Origin of the sequence: Cohnella herbarum, from assembly GCF_012849095.1 — a bacterium.
In the GTDB taxonomy this organism is placed as follows: domain Bacteria; phylum Bacillota; class Bacilli; order Paenibacillales; family Paenibacillaceae; genus Cohnella; species Cohnella herbarum.
Genome location: NZ_CP051680.1, coordinates 1,254,044 through 1,274,838, shown reverse-complemented (window position 1 = coordinate 1,274,838; position 20,795 = coordinate 1,254,044). Strand labels below are relative to the sequence as shown.

18 protein-coding genes and 1 pseudogene are annotated in these 20,795 nt (G+C 49.0%); 3 read left to right on the top strand and 16 right to left on the bottom strand.

Annotated elements, in window-relative coordinates; translation table 11 throughout:
• Positions 1-2: 2 nt before the first annotated feature.
• The 10 genes from HH215_RS05450 to HH215_RS05405 form a co-directional block, all read right to left on the bottom strand.
• Positions 3-1,484 carry a carboxylesterase/lipase family protein gene (locus HH215_RS05450; protein ID WP_169278979.1) on the bottom strand — a complete coding sequence of 494 codons (1,482 nt, stop codon included), beginning with the start codon at positions 1,482-1,484 and terminating at the stop codon, positions 3-5.
• Positions 1,485-1,680: 196 nt separating this feature from the next.
• Positions 1,681-3,033: a sensor histidine kinase gene (locus HH215_RS05445; protein WP_169278978.1), complete on the bottom strand. Its 1,353-nt coding sequence runs from the start codon at positions 3,031-3,033 to the stop codon at positions 1,681-1,683.
• On the bottom strand, positions 3,026-3,709 hold the full coding sequence (locus HH215_RS05440; protein WP_169278977.1) for a response regulator transcription factor: 684 nt from the start codon (positions 3,707-3,709) through the stop codon (positions 3,026-3,028). The genes HH215_RS05445 and HH215_RS05440 overlap by 8 nt, the downstream gene beginning before the upstream one ends.
• A gap of 185 nt (positions 3,710-3,894) precedes the next feature.
• Positions 3,895-6,231, bottom strand: coding sequence for a glycoside hydrolase family 3 N-terminal domain-containing protein (locus HH215_RS05435; protein WP_254450374.1), 2,337 nt, complete (start codon positions 6,229-6,231; stop codon positions 3,895-3,897).
• Between the two features lie 29 nt (positions 6,232-6,260).
• On the bottom strand, positions 6,261-7,841 hold the full coding sequence (locus tag HH215_RS05430; protein WP_254450373.1) for a response regulator transcription factor: 1,581 nt from the start codon (positions 7,839-7,841) through the stop codon (positions 6,261-6,263).
• Positions 7,834-9,627, bottom strand: a complete 1,794-nt coding sequence (locus HH215_RS05425; RefSeq protein ID WP_169278975.1) for a cache domain-containing sensor histidine kinase — start codon at positions 9,625-9,627, stop codon at positions 7,834-7,836. Before HH215_RS05425 ends, HH215_RS05430 begins: the two co-directional genes overlap by 8 nt.
• A gap of 43 nt (positions 9,628-9,670) precedes the next feature.
• Positions 9,671-10,501 (bottom strand): carbohydrate ABC transporter permease, encoded by an 831-nt coding sequence (locus tag HH215_RS05420; RefSeq protein WP_169278974.1) that lies wholly within the window; start codon positions 10,499-10,501, stop codon positions 9,671-9,673.
• Between the two features lie 17 nt (positions 10,502-10,518).
• Positions 10,519-11,394, bottom strand: a complete 876-nt coding sequence (locus tag HH215_RS05415; RefSeq protein WP_169278973.1) for a carbohydrate ABC transporter permease — start codon at positions 11,392-11,394, stop codon at positions 10,519-10,521.
• A gap of 124 nt (positions 11,395-11,518) precedes the next feature.
• The gene (locus HH215_RS05410; RefSeq protein WP_169278972.1) at positions 11,519-12,826 is read right to left on the bottom strand and encodes an ABC transporter substrate-binding protein; all 1,308 of its coding nucleotides are present in this window, start codon (positions 12,824-12,826) and stop codon (positions 11,519-11,521) included.
• A 287-nt stretch (positions 12,827-13,113) separates the two neighbouring features.
• On the bottom strand, positions 13,114-14,130 hold the full coding sequence (locus HH215_RS05405) for a glycoside hydrolase family 130 protein (RefSeq protein ID WP_169278971.1): 1,017 nt from the start codon (positions 14,128-14,130) through the stop codon (positions 13,114-13,116).
• Between the two features lie 147 nt (positions 14,131-14,277).
• Between HH215_RS05405 and fumC the strand changes: the two genes are divergently transcribed.
• Positions 14,278-15,663 carry a class II fumarate hydratase gene (gene fumC, locus HH215_RS05400; RefSeq protein WP_169278970.1) on the top strand — a complete coding sequence of 462 codons (1,386 nt, stop codon included), beginning with the start codon at positions 14,278-14,280 and terminating at the stop codon, positions 15,661-15,663.
• A 70-nt stretch (positions 15,664-15,733) separates the two neighbouring features.
• The gene (locus HH215_RS05395; protein ID WP_169278969.1) at positions 15,734-16,096 is read left to right on the top strand and encodes a YqzG/YhdC family protein; all 363 of its coding nucleotides are present in this window, start codon (positions 15,734-15,736) and stop codon (positions 16,094-16,096) included.
• Positions 16,097-16,176: 80 nt separating this feature from the next.
• On the opposite strand, the gene HH215_RS05390 is transcribed toward HH215_RS05395, so the two are convergent.
• Both HH215_RS05390 and HH215_RS05385 read right to left on the bottom strand, forming a co-directional pair.
• On the bottom strand, positions 16,177-16,899 hold the full coding sequence (locus tag HH215_RS05390; protein ID WP_169278968.1) for a metallophosphoesterase family protein: 723 nt from the start codon (positions 16,897-16,899) through the stop codon (positions 16,177-16,179).
• Positions 16,896-17,387, bottom strand: coding sequence for a GNAT family N-acetyltransferase (locus tag HH215_RS05385; protein WP_169278967.1), 492 nt, complete (start codon positions 17,385-17,387; stop codon positions 16,896-16,898). Before HH215_RS05385 ends, HH215_RS05390 begins: the two co-directional genes overlap by 4 nt.
• Positions 17,388-17,539: 152 nt before the next feature.
• Here HH215_RS05385 and HH215_RS36950 point away from each other — a divergent pair.
• A pseudogene (locus HH215_RS36950) lies at positions 17,540-17,784 on the top strand (winged helix-turn-helix transcriptional regulator).
• A gap of 107 nt (positions 17,785-17,891) precedes the next feature.
• Here the strand turns inward: HH215_RS36950 and HH215_RS05375 are convergent.
• The 4 genes from HH215_RS05375 to HH215_RS05360 form a co-directional block, all read right to left on the bottom strand.
• Positions 17,892-18,305: a GNAT family N-acetyltransferase gene (locus tag HH215_RS05375; RefSeq protein WP_217362277.1), complete on the bottom strand. Its 414-nt coding sequence runs from the start codon at positions 18,303-18,305 to the stop codon at positions 17,892-17,894.
• A 35-nt stretch (positions 18,306-18,340) separates the two neighbouring features.
• Positions 18,341-19,276, bottom strand: coding sequence for a cysteine synthase A (gene cysK / locus HH215_RS05370; protein ID WP_169278966.1), 936 nt, complete (start codon positions 19,274-19,276; stop codon positions 18,341-18,343).
• Positions 19,277-19,739: 463 nt separating this feature from the next.
• The gene (locus tag HH215_RS05365; RefSeq protein ID WP_310735553.1) at positions 19,740-20,171 is read right to left on the bottom strand and encodes a GNAT family N-acetyltransferase; all 432 of its coding nucleotides are present in this window, start codon (positions 20,169-20,171) and stop codon (positions 19,740-19,742) included.
• Between the two features lie 44 nt (positions 20,172-20,215).
• Entirely contained in the window at positions 20,216-20,788 is a 573-nt protein-coding gene (locus HH215_RS05360) for a hypothetical protein (RefSeq protein ID WP_169278965.1), read from the bottom strand.
• Positions 20,789-20,795: the final 7 nt, after the last annotated feature.

Sequence of the window (20,795 nt, the reverse complement as noted above, 5' to 3'; positions counted from 1 at the left end):
CCTCAGCGGCGGTTTAACTCGGCTAAGTCGCCTACGGCGCCAATAACGGAAGCGTATCGCATGGTTTGTCTCTGAATCGGCTCATAAGACGGCCATGGGATGGAGACGCCCGGGTTGCCGGTTCGAATAAATCCAATCCAAGCGCTTTGAATAACGGACGTTAAATCAGCAACAACCTCAGGATTAGCGCCTTGCAATATCGGTACATTCTTGTAGGATTCGAAATTCCCGAATATAAACGGCAGTTCTAGCCCATGGCAGGCTTTAAAAGGAGAACCGAACGGTGCCCAATCCAACTGATACACCCAAGTACGCGAGCCGGTATTATGAATGGCATCCGCTAACCTTAGAGAGGGAAGCAGGAAAGTATAGTCAGTAATCAAGTCAGATACCAGATCGATAGTCGTACTGCCGGGTCGTCGACGGCGGTATCGCTCGATTACTTCTGCTTTCCCGGTCAAAGCAACGAAACGCTCGTTAACCAAAGCCGGATCGAGGACTTTAACGTTTCCCAGAAGAATATTTGCTTCCTCTCTATTGGTACCCAAAATGAGATCAATACCTGCTTCGCCGGCACCTATTGCCGACATCTCGATAAATCGATCTACCGTAGAAAGGGAATCGATTACAGGCATAAAAGGGAGATTAATTTGACCGAAGCGCTCAATTTCCTGAGCCAATTTTACCGTTGCTTGGATGATCCGAGTAGGTGACAAGGTATTCAATTGAGCGATAATTTCTTGCGGATTACTCTGATTCACATTTAAGATTTCCAGCAACCGGCTCCCATTTTCAGTTGCTTTTGCTACCGATAATGGAGCAAGACTCGCGGGCGCGCTCTGTAAAATCGCTCTTTGGAAAAGACCTCGCGCCTCTCCCATGGCCAACAGGCACATAATGGCATGGGCTCCCGCGGATTGCCCCATGACCGTAACCCGATCGGGATCGCCGCCAAAATGCGCAATATGATCCTGAACCCATTTGAGAGCCTCGAGGATATCGGAAATTCCCATTTTCCCATCGCTAACCCCCGGAAAATGCAAGAATCCAAAAGCGCCGAGCCTGTAATTGACGCCTACGGTAACTAGATTTCCATCCTTGGAAAGCTCCTCTCCATCGTACCAGTCCAGCGACCCGGCCCCGGTCATATAATGTCCGCCATGCAACCAAACGACAACGGGACGTTTCTCATGATCTATGGCAGGGGTTGTGATCGTGAGCGATAAGCAATCTTCCCCTTGAGGCGGCTCGGAAGATTCTCCGATGGCTTGACGTAATGGAGAAGGCGGTTGCGGAGCGATAAAGCCATGATGACTTGCATCTCGAATTCCGGTCCATGCAGAAACAGGGCGTGCCTGCGAAAAGCGATACTCTCTCTCGGGCGCGTCGGCATATGGAACTCCGCGAAACTGAATGACCTCATTTTTTCGAATCCCTTGAAGCGAGCCAAGAGAAGTTTGTACGATACATGATTCGTTTTTCATAGAAGGGTGCTCCTTTTCTTAAAATGATATAGACGTTCCGCGATTACGGATAGAAATCGTGGATTAAAGTCTCCTTTCGCAACCGATACTACGGAGCCTATGTGAACTTAACATGAACCAAATGGGATTAAATGTTAAAAAGACGAACGGATTGTTCGCCTTTTCTCTCAGTCGGAATTCGATTGTAGGGGTCGAGTTACATGGCCGGCAGATAAACGGAAACCTCCGTGCCTTTGCCTGCGGTGCTGTCTATCTCGACCCGGCCTCCGTGCAATTCGACAACGCGCTTTACGATCGCGAGTCCAAGCCCGCTTCCCCCCGCTTCGCGGTTGCGTGATTTATCGGCCTTATAGAAACGTTCGAAAATTCGCTTGCGGTCATCAACGGCAATTCCGATTCCCGTATCCCGAACGACGACTCCGATTTCGCCGTTTCCGGATTGAAGCTCGATGGAGATATCGCCGTCCTCCGGAGTAAATTTAATGCAGTTGCCGAAAATATTGAGCCATACCTGGCTCAGCAGATCTTCGTCCGCATGGATTGCCGTTTTGGGCAGCTCGAGGTGAATATTTAGGCGTTTGGCTGCCCATTGCGGCTCCATGGCTACGACTATACCCCGCAGCTGCCTGTCAAGCCGAACGAGCGACGGATGGAACGGATGAGGGTTCGAATCCATCGTGGTCAAACGGAGCATGTTCTCGCTAAGCCGTGACAGCCGCATGCTTTCGTGCCGAATGATGTTCAGGCAGCGCCGTTGTTCGGCTTCATCGAGACCGTTTGTTTGCAAGATGGAGACAAAACCCGAAATGGACGCCAAAGGCGTTTGTAATTCGTGGGACACGTTGGAAACGAACTCCTGCCGCATCCTCTCGACTTGGTTCAGCTCGTCGGCCATTTGCTGAAATTGCTCCGACAAAACGCCCAATTCATCTTTGCTTTTCGTCTGAAGAGCGATGCTAAAGTCTCCTTTGGCGATTTTTCTGGTTGCGGCCGTCAATGCTTTTAAGGGCTTCACCACTACGCTTGTAAAGAGAATGAACTTGGTATTGGCAATCACAATCGTGACCAAAATCAATACGCCCAAAATCATGAACAGCAGAGAAATTTGAGAACCTTCCGGATGGATCACGAGTGCCATCTGCTCGTCGGCCGTTTGTAAAGGGAAACCCATATGCAAGCTTGTCGGTAGGGGCAGAACGGATGTGCGCCTAACGACTTCGGCACCGTCCTGTACGCGGCCTATATCCTCGTCGGAAAGGTTGGGCTTGCTTGTGGAGCCATATGCGTAGCGCAATCCGTTCCGATCGTATACCCATAAGGATATCTTCTGCTCGTCGGACAAATGTTTAAGAAAGCGGCCGCGTTCGTTCGGCTCCAATCGGGAAAAAACTTCCGATATTAACCCGTTACGCACCGAGTAATCGTGATGTATGGATTGCGTGATTTGATCTTTAAACAAATAAACGGTAATCGGAATGGCACTTCCGAGACCTATCGCCACCGCGACGAAAAAGAGCAATACGATTTTTAAGTATAAGCTCTTAATCATAGTTTTCCATCTCTAACCGGTATCCGAGACCGCGAACCGTTACAATTCGAAAATGATGGGTATAGTCGGCAAACCGCTCACGCAGCCGCTTGATATGAACATCGACCGTCCTCTCGTCCCCTTCGTGGTCGAATCCCCATACCGCTTCGATGATCTGATCTCGCATAAAGATTTGGCCGGGATAGCTTGCAAGCTGATATAACAACTCGAATTCCTTAAGCGGCAAATTCCAACTCGCGTTGCCGTCCGATACGGTTCCCCGAAGCCGGTCCAGCTTAAAACCGCCTAATTTCACCATCTTCTCGGCCGTAATCCGGTATCGGCGCATCACTGCTTTAATTCGGACCACCAGCTCCTGCGGATCGAAAGGTTTAACCAGATAATCGTCGGCGCCTAAGCCGAATCCCTTCACCTTCTGACTCGTTTCATGCTTGGCCGTGATCATGATAATCGGTAATTCGGAGTTCATAAGCCGCAGCTCGCGACATAAATCCCATCCGTCCATTACGGGCATCATGACATCAAGCACGACCAAATCCGCAGGCGAGCTTTCCATTTCCGCAAGCGCCTCTTTGCCGTTTATCGCGCCACGTACGCGATATCCTTCGTGTCTTAATAGGATTGAAATCATTTCCAGCAAATGCGAATCATCTTCAACTACGAGTACGCTTGTCATAACTAATGCCTCCTTAATAATCCAGCCCAATTATAGCATTAGGGGATTCGTTGCGTAATATCTGTAAAATATCAGTCAAGGTGATAGAAATGCTCTTACGAAGAAACCTCTTCGTTAGGTCGGATACTTCAACAAAAAAAACTGCCGCAAGTTGCGACAGCTCGTTATCGATGATTTGATTGCGATTATTTGGTAACATGGATATCGATTCCGCTCTTCGATGTGGAATCCGTCCCTACGTATGCGGTCAATTCGCAGGGCTCAAGCATGAACTTCATGTCGCGATTCCAGATCGAGAGCTGCTCTTGATCAAGACGGAACGTAACCGTTCTGACGGCTCCCGCTTCTATTACAACTTTCTCGAAAGCTTTGAGCTCCAACAGACGACGGGTTATGCCGGATTTCCGGGATTGGATGTAAAGTTGAACGGTCTCCGCTCCCGCCCTATCTCCGGTATTCGTCACTTCTACGCTTAGCTCGAACGCTTCTCCTTCTTGCAGTTCCTTCACGGTCATCGACGGCTTGTTTACGCGAATGTCGCCGTATTCATAAGACGTATAACCCAGTCCGTATCCAAAGGGAAACAGTGCCTCGGATGGCATATCGACGTAGGGTCTAGGCCGCCCCGGATTTTTCTGATTATAGTAGACGGGCAACTGCCCCGAAGAACGCGGGAGCGATACGGGAAGCTTCCCGCTCGGAGCGACCTTGCCGAATAATATTTCCCCGATTGCCTGTCCGCCTTCCTGCCCCGGATACCAAGCGCACAGCAGAGCATCACAAGAATCGACGATATCGGTCAGCGCGTGAGGTCGTCCTTGGATCAGCACGACGATGACGGGCGTTCCGGTTGCCTTCACTTCACGGACCAATCTTACTTGCCAACCTCCTAGCCGGAGATCGGCCAAGTCTACGCCTTCGCCGCAATCCATCTCGGAACGATCGTTCTCCGAAACGATAGCTTCCCCGTTACTATCGAACTCGCCGCCGAATTGACGAGCACTGCTGCCTCCGAGTACCAGTATCGCGACATCCGCATGGTTAGCGGCTGCAACGGCTTCCGCTATATCGCTTTCCGCTTTATCTTGTATTCCGCTGTCCGACTTATCCCGTATTCCGCACCCAAGTCTATACTCGATAATGGCATCTGAAGGAGCGTTATTCTTAATCCCTTGCAATATGGTAGATCCGGCGTCTTTGCGTTGAACGCTCGTATAGTCCCCGAGTTGATTATAGATACGATCCGCGTTAGGGCCAATTACTGCTATTCTTTTGTGCGAACCGTTGAGCGGTAATAGATGATTTTCGTTCTTCAGCAACACGATAGACTCGCGAGCGACCTGAAGATTAATTCTGCGAAAATCGGGATTGCCTACTACCGATTCAGCCAGTCGCTCATCCGTATAGGGCTGATCGAACAGCCCGAGTCTGAACTTCAAACGCAACACCCGCTCGACCGCGCGATCAATGTACGTTTCTTCAACTTCGCCCTGCTTCACGGCTTGCTCCAACGTCGTGAAGGCGGTATCCCACAAGCTCAGATCAACCCCGGACGTCAGCGCCAGAGCCGCCGCGGCTTCGTAATTGCCGGTTAGCGCAAGCAATCTATCCAGCGCGCAACCGTCCGCCATCACGATACCTTCGAATCCCCACTCTTCGCGGAGGATACCGGTAAGCAGCTTCTCGTTCACATGGCATGGTATGCCGTCGATTTCATTGTAAGCGGCCATGCATCCGGCAGCACCGGCTTCGATTCCCGCCTTCGCTGCCGGCAAATGAATTTCCCTCAGCTCCCGCTCTCCGATCGAAGCCGGACCGGCGTTGCGACCTCCGAGGCCAGTCCCTTGCGCGCATAGATGCTTAAGAATCACCGCTACTTTATCGGGGGACTTCAATTGCTCGCTATCCGTCCCTTGCATGCCTATTACGACAGCCGAGGTCATTCGCGACGCCAGATAGGGGTCTTCCCCATAACATTCTTCCGTTCGCCCCCATCGCGGATCATGCAAAATATCCAACGTCGACACCAAACCGAGATGGGCGCCGCGCGCGCGAATCTCCGCGGCGACATGCGCATAGGCTTGCGCGATCAAATCCGGATTCCACGTAGAACCGATTCCCAGATTCACGGGCAGCAGAGTTCCGTCAAGCGCTTGATGGCCATGCGGGCTTTCTTCCGACAGCAGAACGGGAATGCCCAGACGCGTATTTTCCATGACGTATCGTTGCACCCGATTGGCGATTTTGGCATTGTCGGGAGTCGGAATTCCGTTCTCGAAATGAACCTCGGACCACGGATCGGCGCGGAATAAACCGTAGAGCGCCCCCATACCGTCTCCGAATTTCACTTGGTCCTTGAATTGTTCCGTTAATTCGATCCCGTCTGCATTCCGTCGGTAAGCATTCCATCCGTACATTTGCTGGTTGAGCTGTCCGACCTTCTCCTTCAACGTCATCCTGGGAAGGAGGTCGGCGATCCGTTCCTCCGTGGAATACGTGCTGATCTTGTATTTAGGTAACACGATTCGGTTGGCCTCCAATCGACGTCGTTTTAGTGGTTCGCTTTTAACATCCTATAGTCTTTGGGCGTCATTCCCGTATAGGTCTTGAATACCGTAACGAAGTACTTGTATTCCTTATAGCCGACCTGTTCGGCGATCTCGAACACCTTGTCTTGGGTAGTCGTCAGCAATTGCTTGGCATGCTCGATCCGAAGCTCGTTCATATATTCCGAGAAGCTCTTTCCCGTGCCTTGTTTGAAAATATAGCTGAAATAACTAGGGGTGATTTTCAGCCATGCGGCGACTTCGAACGCTTTCAAGTCGTTGCGGTACTGGTCGGCCAAATATTTCTTTACTTTCTCGATGATCCAATAGGACCTATCGACGCCGTTCTTGTCGATGAGCCGAAACAGTTGTTCCATCTCGGCCATAACGACCGCTTCAACGAGTTCATAGGAGTTGTACGAATTGAGATCGGGAGGATCCCAGCGCCCGTGCTCCACATCCATTATTCCGCTTTGGCGCAATCTCTGGCGCAATAGGGTGAAGAGCTCATCGCATCCGGCAATGATTTCGTTTAGTAGAAAGCGATTTTCGCGGTAGTACGTAAACATGATCTCGTTAAGCGACTTCAATTCGCTTAAATCTTGTTTGAATAACAACGGAACGAGCAGTTGAACACTCTTGGCATGATTATAGTTAGGCAGAACGCGACTGCTGTCCATCGGATCGCGGTATTCCGGCAACAACAGAGCTACGTCTTCGAGTACATGATAACGGAGGATTTCCTCCGCTTCTTTACAAGCTAGTCCGGTCGTTTCCGAATGTTCGCTAATTTCGGACACCCCGCAGTAGAGAGAATGTTCTCCCTGCCATGACCGGAGCATTTCTTCGAGCGCTTGATTCCATTTGGCCGCGCTGAGTTCTTCGTTCGATACCGCCAACGTATACAGAAGATTCGGATGGTCGAATACGGATATGCTTCGGATGGCAAAGCTCTTCAGGCAGCTCTGCACATGGTTGATCCATTGCTGCTGAATGTTCTCGTATTGCAAGGCGGACAATTCGGCTTGCCAGTCATTGAATTCCGCGATTTGCGTCGTTAAGATTCGATACGGTTTCCCCGCTAAAAAGGCGGGCGGAGATTCCTTGACGTAAGATAACGAGTTGTGAATGCAATTGGATAGCCACAGCTCGTCCTCTTTCTCCGAACTCGAACCCTTCTCGTCGCGAATACGTTCCAAGACTCGGCTGACCGTACCGATGAGTTCATCGATTTCTACCGGCTTGAGCAAGTAATCGTCGACGTTCATGCGTAACGCTTGTCGCGCGTATTCGAAATTTTCGTATCCGCTTATGACGATGACATGTACGCCGGGGAACTTCTCGTTTAATTGCTCCGTCAGCTTTAGTCCGTCCATTCCATCCATCCGGATGTCGGTTAACAGCAGGTCGACCTCTTCGCTTTCGACCTTCCGCAACGCTTCTTCGCCATCATAAGCTTCTCCGACGACGTGGATTCCCAAGCTGTCCCAGTCGATCGTATATCTTAGTCCTTCGCAAATGATCGGCTCGTCGTCAACGATAAGCATCTTGATCTTATCGGCGTCCGCGGAGCGCGTATTACTCAAGATCATCGCCTCCATTGAATTCCTTGTAGGGAATCTTTAATCGAATCCATCCTCCGACTCCCGAATGCTCTACGACCTCGAGGCCGTAGCTTTCGCCGAAATGTATCGATAACCGTTCATGGATATTTCTCATTGCTCCAGATCTGCCTTCGTCCTCTTCCGCATGCGGATTCAAGTTGCGAATCGTATGAACCGTATCCTGACGGAAGCCTTTGCCGTTATCTTGAACGTCGATCCATATCGTATCGTTAACGACATAACATTTCACCGTGATGACGTTTAACGGTTTTTTTCTGTCATACCCGTGTTTAAGGAAGTTCTCGACCAAAGGCTGTATCGTCGCTTTAAGCGTGACCGCTTGCGAGATCGTAGATTCGGTGAAGAGCGAATATCGGAACTTGGCAGCCCCTAATCGCTTTTGCTGTAAGAACAAATAAGCATGAACGAACTCCAATTCCTGCAGAATCGTCGATTCGTAATTACCGTTACTGAGACCTAACCTGAAGAATTTGGAAAACATCTCGATGAGATGACTCGATTGCTTCGCTTTCTCTAACCGCGCCGTCCAGCGGATCATATCTAATGTATTGTATAGGAAGTGTGGATCCATCTGGTTCTGCAGAAGCTTAAGCTCGGATTCGCGTTCCCTAAGCTCGAGCTTGAATTTGTGTTCGATCAGTTCTTTAATCGTGAGCACCATTTCATTGAACTTCCGGTTAAGCTCGGAAATTTCGTCATTGGATTTGATCGGCACATGAGCGTTGAAGTCGCCGAGCTTGACGCGATTCGTCTCGATCTTAAGACGAAGAATGGGACGGATGATCGTATATTGGAAGCCGATCAAACCAAGCCATCCGAAGAGAAGTATCGCCGCCAAAATCAAGTTCATAATGAGCTTAACGCTGCGGAATTGATCGTTAACGATCTTCTCCGGGATCATCGCGAAAATTTTCCAATTCGTATTCTCCATCGGATGGTAGAAGGTTAGCATCTTCTGTCCGTTAACGGAGGAAGTTACGAAATCTTTGTTATTGTCATTAAATAATCCGAGAAGCTTCTCGTCCGGCCTATAATTCAAATCGCCGGTTGAACGGGATTGGAGGATATTTTCTCCGTTCTCTCCAATCACGTACAAATAACCGGATTCCTTCGCTATCCCGCTTTCCAGCAACTGAATGACATTGGATTCGTCGAGTCGAATGACTAGACGGCCGAGCGGAAGCGTAATTTGATTGTAGGAATTTAGTATTCTGAACATGGAGACGAGCCTGACATCCCCGGTCCAGCCGCTATAACTAGGGTATCCCTCGCTCCATACGATTCCGCCCCTGCGGGTTTCCGCCTTGCGAAACCATTGATCTTCTTGTCCGATGATCGGCTCGCCCATCTCGACGGTATTGCCGTTAAACCCGGTAATGGAGATCGACTTGATATAATTTTTGTTCATTAATTGAAAAGTAAGGAAATTCTCGATATTGCGTTTGTGATGAACCGCTCTCTCCGCGCTTAACGGAGGATCGATCCGCAGTAACTCCTGCATGTCCGGATTAAGGATCATATAGTCGGCGATATTCTCGACCAGGCTAGTCTGTTCTTCCAGCCGTCTTGTCACGGAATCCAAGTTCCGCTTCGTGCTTGTTATGAATTGATCGAGCAACACTTGATTAAATCGAAGCTGAACGAGAACTCCGACGCCTAACGTAGGTAAGATGATGAAAAGCAAAAAGATGAAGAACGCTTTCTTCTGCAGACCGAAATTTCTGTTTTTCCAAGGAGTAACCCGCATTGCCTGATTCCCTTCTGCTTCGGCCAATACGGGGATCTGACGATCAACCCTTAACGGAGCCTGCAGTCATTCCGTTCACCAATTGCTTCTGTAACAGCAAGTAGAAAATAAGAATCGGAATAAGCGCAATCGTTATTGCCGCCATCTGCAACGTAAGGCTTGCCGTCTCGACGCCGACGAAATTGGACAATCCAAGCGGCAACGTCTTCAGCGCGGATGAGCTAAGCAGTACTAGCGCGAACAAGTATTCGTTCCAATTGTAGATGAAGTTCAAGATGATAACCGTCGCGAGAGCCGGTCTCGTAATCGGTAGAATAATCGACCAGAAGATCCGGAATACGCCTGCGCCGTCCATGACCCCGGATTCTTCCAAGTCTTTCGGAAATCCTCTCATGAACCCTTCCAAAATAAAAACGGTCAAGGAAAGATGGAACGCCGTATAAGGTAAAATGAGCGATAGGTGAGTATCTAGCAAATTGATTTCTTTCATGATCATGAAGATCGGAATAAGCGTCGCATGAATCGGTACTAGCATACCCAACAAGAACAACGCATACGTAAATCCGCGAAGCTTAAACTGAAATCGTGCCAAGAAATACGCCGCCAGCGCTCCCAATAATACCGTAACGATCAAAGATACGAAAGTAATGATAATACTATTTACGAAATAAGTGCTCATATTCGCGACTTCCCAAGCTTTGGAGTAGTTCGAGAATTGCAGTATTTTAGGGAACGAGAACGGGTTAGCGGCGTACTCCTGCTCCGTCTTGAAGGAATCGACAACCATCCAGAATAGCGGGAATACGTTAACGATCGCGAACAAACTCAGAAACGAATATACGAATACTTTGAACGTCAAAGACTTTTTTTCCACTGGGAATCCCCCTTTCTTCAAGCATCCTTCTCTTTGGCCACCCGGTTTACGATGCTTACGACGATCAGGCTGAATAGAAGAATCAAGACCGATACGGCGCTACCGTATCCGAAACGCATATTCATGAACGCGTTGTTGTACATGTAGATCGTCATGACTTCCGTGACGTGCGCAGGGCCGCCGCCTGTCATGATTTGAATCAGATCGAACACGCGGAAGGAGTTGCTGATGCTGTATACGGCCGTAACTAGAATCGTCCCGCGAATCATCGGAATCGTAATAAGCATTGATTTCTTAAACCCGGTTGCCCCGTCTAATTCGGCAGCCTCGTTAACTTCTGTAGGAATGTTCTGCAACGCGGCAAGAAAAATAACCATGAACAACCCGCAGTTCTGCCAAATGTACGTGATGCTGATCGAGATTAGCGACCATGAAGTATCGCCTAGCCAGTTCTGACGCCAGCTCTCCAAGCCGATCGAACTAAGAATGCTGTTTAACATCCCGTATTCCGTGTTGTACACCATCCCCCAGATGAGGGAAACCATTACGGACGAAATGACGACGGGCAGAAACCCGATCGTACGGAAAAATCCCGCGCCTCTCATCTTGCGATTCAGTAGTAACGCCAAAAATAAACCCGCCGGAATTTGACCGACAATCCCGGTTAACATGATGAATACGTTATTCTTAACGGTCATCCAGAAGATGTCATCTTTGAAGATTTCCGTGTAATTGTCGATGCCTACGAATGCCATCGGCTGGATCCCGTCCCAGTTCATCACCGAGTAATAGGCTGACATCCCTATTGGGACGACGGCAATTCCCAAGTATATAATTAACGCGGGCAACAGACCGAAAAAAATAGCGTATTTCGTTCCTTTAAGCGTATGCACAACGAGATTCCTCCTTCTCTTTAACAGCCTTAGTGGATTGGCCTATGGAATGAAGAAAACCCGGGTTACGGGTTTTCTTCTACCATTGTTTTTGAACGATTCAGAACAGTGCGACTGGGTTAAATTACTTTAGGTTATCTAGCGCCGTTTGAACGTCCTGAGCGACTTTCTCCGCAGTCGAGACGCCGACCGTAATCGCTTGAAGTCCGTTCTGCATGACGTCCGTTATTTGCGTAGGAATGACGCTATCGAATACCGGGGACGTACCGTTGCCCGTCAATGCGATCATTTCCTTCAGATACTTACTGGCGTCTTCCGGAATGTCGACTTTAGCGGGAACGACTACGCCTTTGCTGATCAGCTCTTTATAGAGCTCTTCGTTCACGAAAAATTTCATGAATTCAAGGGCGGCTTGTTTCTTCTTCTCGTCTAATTCGCTGTTGATCGCGATTCCGAATTGTACAACACCGGCGCTTTTCTTGGCGTCGCCCAAACCGCCTTCGACGCTTGGCATCAATGCGATACCGAATTTGTCGCCTTCCTCGTTCGTAATCCGAATACGGGAGTCGACCGTGGAGGAAGAAATATGCATCGCGGCTTTGCCTTGAATGAAGTAATCTTGCGCTTGCACGGAGTCCATGTTGTTCGCGTCCGTGTTGAACGCTTTCAGTTTCGTTAATTCTTCGATGACGCTAAGCGCTTTGACGTATTGCGGATCCGTGAATTTCGCTTCTTTGTTCAGCACCTTCTGCAAGAAATCGCTACCTACGAAACGTTCTTGCAACGTGGACAAGATGGAGGATTGAAGCGGCCATTTCTCTTTATTTCCGAGCGAAATCGGCGTAATATTTTTTTCCTTCAATTTCTTAACGGCATCAATGAATTTATCGTAGGCGTCCGGGAATGCTTCGTAACCGATGCTTGAGAACATTTCTTTGTTGTAGTACACAATGTCGACGAAGGTTTGTTTCGTTGGGATCGCATATTGCTTTCCGCCTTGATTAAACCCGGCTAGAGCGTCTTCCGGCAGGATAGAGCTCCAATTCGCCATCTCGGAATCGATCGGCAAGAGCAAATCGCCGGCTACGAGCGGTTGCAGATCCGCGCCCGGCCATACGACGTTAATATCCGACAAGCTGTTAGCCGCCGCTAGCGTACGAAGCTTGGTTTTATACTGAGCGGAAGCAACGCCGTCCTGTTTTATGACGATATTCGGATGGGTTTTCTCGAATTCGGCGATACGAGCTTTGTAGACTTCGTTGTCCACGTTCGGCGAAGTCCAAGGATGCATGAAGCTAAGAGTGACTTTGTCTCCGGAATCCCCGGAGCTCTCCGCTGCGTTGTTTCCGTTGCCGCATGCAGAGCTGACTAACGTGGTTAAAGCGACCGTACCGACCAGCATGACCTTTTTCATCTTTTTCGATGTTCTCATGTTTTACCCTCTTCTCTGTTGTTGTTCACTGCCGATAAAGGTTACAAACGATGGCCTATTATCTGTCGAACCTTGTGACAAGCTTATTATAATGCGCTTTCTTTTCCTGCCATATCCGACGAGATCAAGATAACATCCGAATTATTTAAGTGATTCTTGAGGAATTAGATATTATCGGATATTCATGGATACCTTAACTGGCATCCGGTCCTTTTCCAAAGCGAAATCGCTTACATCGTCGACTTAAGAGAAAATAGCGTAATCGAACGCTATCCCTCTCTTCTCGTTTATTGCGGCTCGTTCAAGATGTACTCGACCAGCTCGTCCAGCGGCACGGTAGCAAGCGCGATCGCCGTATCCGTAACGCCGTAATAAATATAGAGCAACCCGTCCTTAACGACATTGCCGGTCGGGAAAATGACGTTAGGAATTTGGAAACCGAACTTCTCGTAATAGGTTTCTGGCTCCATGATGAAGTTATTCGTTCTCGCGATCACTTTCTCGGGATTGTCCAGATCGAGCAACAAAGCGCCGACTCTGTAGACCGTGTTGCTATCCACTCCGTGGTATAGAACCAACCAACCTTTGTCCGTGCGGACCGGCGGCGTAGAACCTCCGATTTTCTTGGATTCCCAGCTTTGATTCTCGGCTTTGGCTAGCAATTTCGGTTCGTCCCAGTTGATAAGGTCGTCCGAATAGCTAATCCACATGGCCGCTTTTTCCGTACCGTAAGCTTCGCCGACATATTCTTCGGGACGACGCAGAAGAGCGTATCTTCCGTTGATCTTCTCGGGGAACAGGATGTTGTCGCGATCATTAATCTCGAGCGGGGTCGTATCGCACAGATACTCCCAATGGATAAGATCCTTGGAAGTCATAATCCCGGAGCGCGTTAACCAATGCTCTTCCTTCTCACCCCACCCGTCCGGATATTGCGGGATAGAACGTTCCGGAATGCCGGCGCCGGTTGGATAATAATTCATCGCGCAAGGACGGAGCGCATAGTTCAAATAGAAAGTATCGTCGATTTTTACGATTCGCGGATCTTGAACGCTTCCGTAGGGAAAACCTAACATATCCGGCGTTACGATCGGCTCATCCTTCACGTGGGTGAAGTTAACTCCGTCGTCGCTTTCCAATAGACCAAGGAAATTCTTGCAAGGAGTAAGCGAGCCCGCGGTTCTCTCGATCATATAGAACTTATCGTTATCGATAATTACGGCAGGGTTGAATACGGTTACTTTACGCCATTCGAATAGGCCGGGAACAACGATCGGATTGTTCGGATGTCTTGTGATTTGCATGGAATGCCTCCTGAAGGGAAATGGTTTCGACTTAAATCGACTGTCTCTCCCTGATTATAGCTTGGGGCTCAGACGCAAAATATCCCATGGATTACAGAAAACATCCGAAGAATAGGAATGAAATATAAAGCCGAATCGAGGTGCGCTATGGAATATCGAATCGAGAAAGATTCATTGGGAGAAGTGAAAGTTCCCGCGGATAAGCTGTGGGGTGCGCAAACGGAGCGAAGCTTGGCCAATTTCAAGATCGGCACGGAGAAAATTCCGTTGGAACTGATCCGCGTGTTCGCCCTGCTTAAGAAAAGCGCGGCCATCGTTAATCTGGAGCTCGGTAAGTTACATCGGGCGAAAGCCGATGCGATCGTAACCGCCGCGGACGAGGTCATCGAAGGCCGTTGGGACGACAACTTCCCGCTGGCCGTCTGGCAAACCGGAAGCGGGACGCAATCGAACATGAACGTGAACGAGGTGATCGCTTACCGGGCGAATCAGTTGCTCACCGAGCAAGGCATCGACGAGCGCGTTCATCCCAACGATGACGTGAACCGGTCGCAGAGTTCCAACGATACGTTCCCGACGGCTATGCATATCGCCGCGCTAATCGCTGTCGAAGATCAAGTTTTACCGGCGATCGAGAAGCTGAAGCTCACATTGGAGAACAAGAGCAAACAATTTTCCGACGTCATCAAGATCGGGCGAACGCACTTGCAGGATGCTACGCCGATTACGCTCGGCCAAGAGATAAGCGGTTGGGTACACATGTTGGAGAAGACGCATCGGATGATCAAGGAAAGCTCGGAGAGCTTACGCGAACTTGCCATAGGGGGAACCGCGGTCGGCACCGGAATTAATGCCCACCCGTCTTTCGGCTCGAAAGTGGCGGAGAAACTAAGCGAATTATCGGGGAAATCTTTCTTGTCCGCGGATAATAAATTCCATGCGCTTACGAGCCACGACGAGCTTGTCTACGTTCATGGCGCGCTTAAAGCGTTGGCGGCGGATCTGATGAAGATCGCTAACGATGTCAGATGGCTGGCAAGCGGGCCAAGGAGCGGAATCGGCGAGATTACGATCCCCGCGAACGAACCCGGCAGCTCCATAATGCCGGGAAAAGTGAATCCGACCCAATCGGAAGCGATGACGATGGTCGTCGCTCAAGTGTTGGGGAACGACGTGACGATCGGGTTCGCGGCGAGCCAGGGGAACTTCGAGTTAAACGTGTTCAAACCGGTTATCATCTTCAACTTCCTGCAATCCGCAAGGCTGCTCGCCGATGCGATTCATTCATGGAATGACCATTGCGCGGTAGGAATTGAAGCGAATTTGTCCGTTATCCAAAGCCTCCTGGAGCGCTCCCTCATGCTCGTAACCGCGCTGAATCCGCATATCGGATACGAGAACGCCGCATCCATCGCCAAGACGGCGCATAAGAACGGGCTCACGCTTAAGGAAGCGGCACTGCAAAGCGGATTGCTCACGGAAGCGCAATTCGACGAAATCGTACGCCCCGAGCAAATGATCCATCCCAAATAAAGCGAGGGGCTGATGCCCCTCGCTTTACCTACATAGATGACTTTTAGAGATTGAAGGTGACCTGAACCGCATGAACAGAATTAAGATGATAAGGATTCTATGCCTACTCCTAGTCTTCTGTTCTCTATGGCCATTGGATAAGAGTGCGAGCATTCAAGGGATTCCCGTTGCCGCAGCGGCTCGCGCGCTCCAACCTGAATATGCCAAGTGGGGCCGGATCGCGATGATGCATACGAAGGAAAAATATCGAACCGCCGACATCGTCGATTATTTGCATGTCGGACGTACGCAAGTGAGCCCTGCTATCGCGGAAGAAGTATTCCAATTGTGGTTAAAAGACGGTTCGCGCGAGTTCGGCGTTCGGGTAACTATTCGATTCTATTCGGCGAACGACCAGGTAATCTTCATTAGCGATCAAGAAACGTCGAGTTAATTCGTGTCCGCCTCCGCTATCCTTTCATAGAAAGTAAGCCTATTCCCGAATGGGTCCGTCAGAATCATACCCCCTTTAAATTAAAGAGATGACGACTTATTTTTTATCGCTTGCGTAGAGTAATGGCCATTCTCGTAAATGAGGCAGTTCAATTGCATGCCGTAAGCGCATCCGCCGTCAATGCCGATCTTATCCTCTTGAAACCAAATATCGGAAACGCCGTGAATTTCCATCGCTCTCGTATGACCGAAGACGACTTTCTTATCCACCTTAGTCTTCGCGCGTATAAAATCATTCTTAATGTACATGAAGTCCAGTAGCGGCTGATCCTTCCAATTCGGATAATGGGGATTCAGACCTGCATGGACGCAAATGTGGTTCTCGTCTTCGTAATAGTAAGGAAGCTCATTCAGGAAATGGATATGATGCTCGTAGTGGGCTCGGATATGACTTCTAGCTTGCAACATCCGCTCTACGTTCATATTATCGCCTATGAAATCGCAATAACTATGTAAGGTCTGCAGCCCGCCATGCTCCATGAATTTGGCTTGGACATGCGCGTCTTCCGTCAGAATGAGATCTACCAATCTCTGATCATGGTTTCCCCGTAAGGCAACCGCGCCGTAATCTTGAACCAGCTCCATGACCCGCTCGACGACCTCTCTGCTCCTAGGGCCTCTGTCCACGTAATCCCCTAATAGAACAAGCTGATCGGACGAGCTATCGAACGCGATTTCTTCCAGTAACCGATTTAACGGGACAATACAACCGTGAATGTCGCTAATCATGATCGTTCGCGTCATAGGCTCACCTGTCCCTCGACCGCTTTTCTCATTCCGACTCCGGCAATTTTACCTTGATCATAACTCTCTATGATTCTGAGATCGAACGGCGTAAACCCAAGCTTATGGTAAAATAATAACGCTCTCGTATTCGTGTTATGGCATACCAAGTTAACCGTCTTAGCTTGGTGCTCCACCGCTGCCCTGTTGAGCATCGCTTGGATGAGATAACTTGCGGCACCTGTTCCTCTGCTCTCCGAACATACGATAACATTGCCGATCCAGCAATCTACACCTGCGTTCACATCGTACAGATTGCTATAACCAACAACCTCGTTCGAATCCGTAACGACAGTCAGAGACTTTCTCTCGGTTGCCGCGGCGGTCAATTGTTCGGCTGTTAGCGGATAATTTCCCTTAGGATACATGTAAAATAGTTCATCTCGATTTCGCGGAAAAGAGGCGATTCGATGAAAATCCGATAGCGTCGCATCGCGATACTGAAACATGGCGGCCTCTCCTCTTTCTCTATTAATGATATTAATAACCTCTTCATAAATTATTCAATGTCGAATGGAATATCCCTTCAAGATCAACTAGGTTTTATCGGCGAGAACGCGATAACTAACACAGCGAGTAAGGCTAACCCGGCAAAGCTAATCTGCCAATTCATCCATTCGGTTACCGGTGGGCTTTTCTCGTGATCGCGGAGCTCACCAAAGAGCCGGTAAGATTTAAGCAGCTTCAAAGATCAAAACACAGTCTCGAACGGACACATTAAGGCTTCTAGAGGAAACGGGAGTCATTCGAAGAGAAGTATTCCCAACCGTCCCGGTTACGGTTGAGTACTCGCTAACGCAAAGCGGGATCGGGTTTCAATCCGTGTTAAAGGAAATGGACATTTGAGCGACGAAATGGGGCAAACCTGCGGATAAGCCGAGTTGAACGCATAACGAATAAACCGCCCACTTCTTCATAGAAGAAATCGGCGGTTTATTGAATTTTGTTCAAGTTTATACGTTTAATTCCTTAACGAAAAATAGTTCGCCAATGCCATCATTAATGCCATTAATAATACCGCATTCCTTGAACCCTGCATGCCGATGCCAATGTTGCGGGTCGGCTTCATCCGCTTGCGAAGAACTATATAGCTTGCTGATTCCGCGCTCTACTAAGTCTTTCTCGACGAAGGCTAATAGCCGCTTGCCGATCCCTTGTTTCTGATGAGTCGGGCTGACTCGAATTAAGCCGATGTACGGGAACTTGGACCAAAGATACTCTAAACGAATAAATCCAACCAGCTCGTTCCGGAAAAGCGCGATAACGAATTCCTTGTTCTGCAGCTTCCATTGTATCTGCTCCGCGCTTAGAGCGGTATCCGTCTCTATTACTGCGTTAAGATCCGAACTATCGGCGAAACGTATCAAATACGATATCGGAGTCTCCTCCTTTCTGACTTACATTAGGCTTCCGGGAAAAGCGGTGTCGACAGGTATCGTTCCCCCGTATCCGGTAGCAGCACGACGATCTTCTTGCCCTTGTTGGCAGGTCTCTTGGCAATTTGCAGAGCGGCGAATACCGCGGCGCCGGATGAAATGCCGACCAATAATCCTTCGCTTCTAGCTAGCTGTCTGGCGGTTTCGAAAGCATCCTCGTTTTTGACGGGATAAACCTCGTCGACGACCGATGCATCATAGTTGTCCGGGATAAAACCGGCGCCGATGCCCTGAATCTTGTGAACGCCTTTGGTCCCGCCGGATAACACGGCGGAATCGCTTGGCTCAACCGCAATGATCTGAACGGAGCTTTTGCGCGATTTCAGAGTTTCTCCAACGCCCGAGATCGTTCCTCCAGAGCCAACTCCGGCGACGAAGATATCTACTTCCCCGTCCGTATCTCTCCAGATTTCTTCCGCGGTCGTCGTTCTATGAATGGACGGGTTAGCCGGATTCTTGAATTGTTGCGGCACGTAAGCGTTAGGAAGCGAGGCTGCGATTTCATCCGCTTTTCGAATCGCGCCCGCCATTCCCTCCGTAGCCGGGGTAAGAACCAATTGGGCGCCAAGAGCTAACAAGAGCTTCCGACGTTCCACGCTGAAGCTCTCGGGTAAAGTAATAATGAGCTTATAACCGAGGGCGGCAGCCGCGAAAGCAAGTCCAACCCCAGTGTTACCGCTAGTCGGTTCAACGATAACGGACTCTTTGTTAATGACCCCTCTATCCTCGGCATCTTTAATCATCGCGAATCCGATTCTATCTTTAACGCTTCCGGCCGGATTGAAGTACTCCAGCTTTGCGATGAGAGTTGCCTCTATTTCATGACGATTTGAGAAGTTGAATAACTCCAATAAAGGCGTGTTGCCGATCAAGTCCGTTAGATTCTTAGCGATTTTAGTCATGTGTCTACTCCGTCCGAAATTATTCCAACTATTTTAGTCGGTTATAATATCAGTGTAGCATTGTAGGCGGACCTAATCAATGAACCTGCGGTTATGGACAGGGCAATCGCTTATGACACTGTTTAAAAGATGAGTCATCCTCGAAGGGATAACTGTAACTGTTCCCTCCTAGCTGGAGAACAAGCGAAATAGCGGTGCCCAGCACCCTTATTCCTCCAGAAACCCGCTCACGGAACGAAATAGCGGTGCTCAGCACCCTTATTTCTCCAGAAACCCGCTCACGAAGCGAAATAGCGGTGCCCAGCACCCTTATTTCTCCAGAAACCCGCTCACGAAGCGAAATAGCGGTGCCCAGCACCCTTATTTCCAGAAACTCACTCGCGGAACTAACCAGTGGTGGGTTGTTTCGATTTCGTAAGCGATTCCCCTGGCTTATGGACGCATGAATCCTCCTTATATCCGATCAACTTCCTGCAGCTCTTCCTTGCGGCAGTCTCTTCATGAATCGATTCGGATCATGTTCGAAACCATATTGTTCATATAAACCGTGCGCATCCAATGTTCCCAGTAAACCAAGCATCCACTCGTAGTCCTCGTTGCCGACAATCGTTTCGATCAACTTTTTGCCAAGCCCATGTCCTTGATACTCTTTTAAAATAAAAACATCGCACAAATAAAACATCGTAGCTCCGTCCGTAATGATTCGCGCGAAGCCTACCTGATTATCGCCATGATATACGCCGTAACAATCGCACGCTGCTATCGCTTTTAACGTTCTTTCCGGCGCTCTCTTATTCGCCCAGTAACTCGTTGCAAGAAAATCAAGGATGACTTGGGTATCGAGTTTGCTTTTATCGTTCGAGATGCTGTATTCATTGAATTGAACTTCAATCATGCGATCACCTGTTTCGATAGATTTAAGCTTAGAAGTTACAATAATTATCCGTTGTCCCGGGACTCCAAGTCGTTCCAATAGTCTAAATCACCATATTCAAATACACGATTCCCCTCTTGATTCACTGCCGTAAACGTTACTGGACTATGTAGACTCTCTTCCATGAACGCATACCAGATCTTCTCGCTACCGGCGTCTATGACAGTCGCTTGTTTGTTATTTTCGCTTACGATCGTAATCCGAGAGATCTCATCGTCCTGGACGATTCCGAAGAGCAAGTGAATCTTCTCCTGCGCTTGAACTATGCCAGACCATGCTATGCCGCTATCCGGGTAAGGAACAACGAATCCCACATGTTCAATCGCCGAATAACGATAAAACCGTTTGCTCACGGATGCAACATACACGCCTTGCGTTGTTGTTGTCGTATAGAATGCCAATGTCTTCTCATTATCTTTATGGACGTGTAATAACTGATTAAAATTCGGAACCTTTTTGGCAAGCACTTCATTCAATTGAGTGGTTATGGGTTTGCTAGTCTGCGACCAAAAGTAGATAACCACGGACATAAGAGTCGCGATGGCGAGCACGTACGTACGAAACTTTATGTTTCTCATCCAAGCC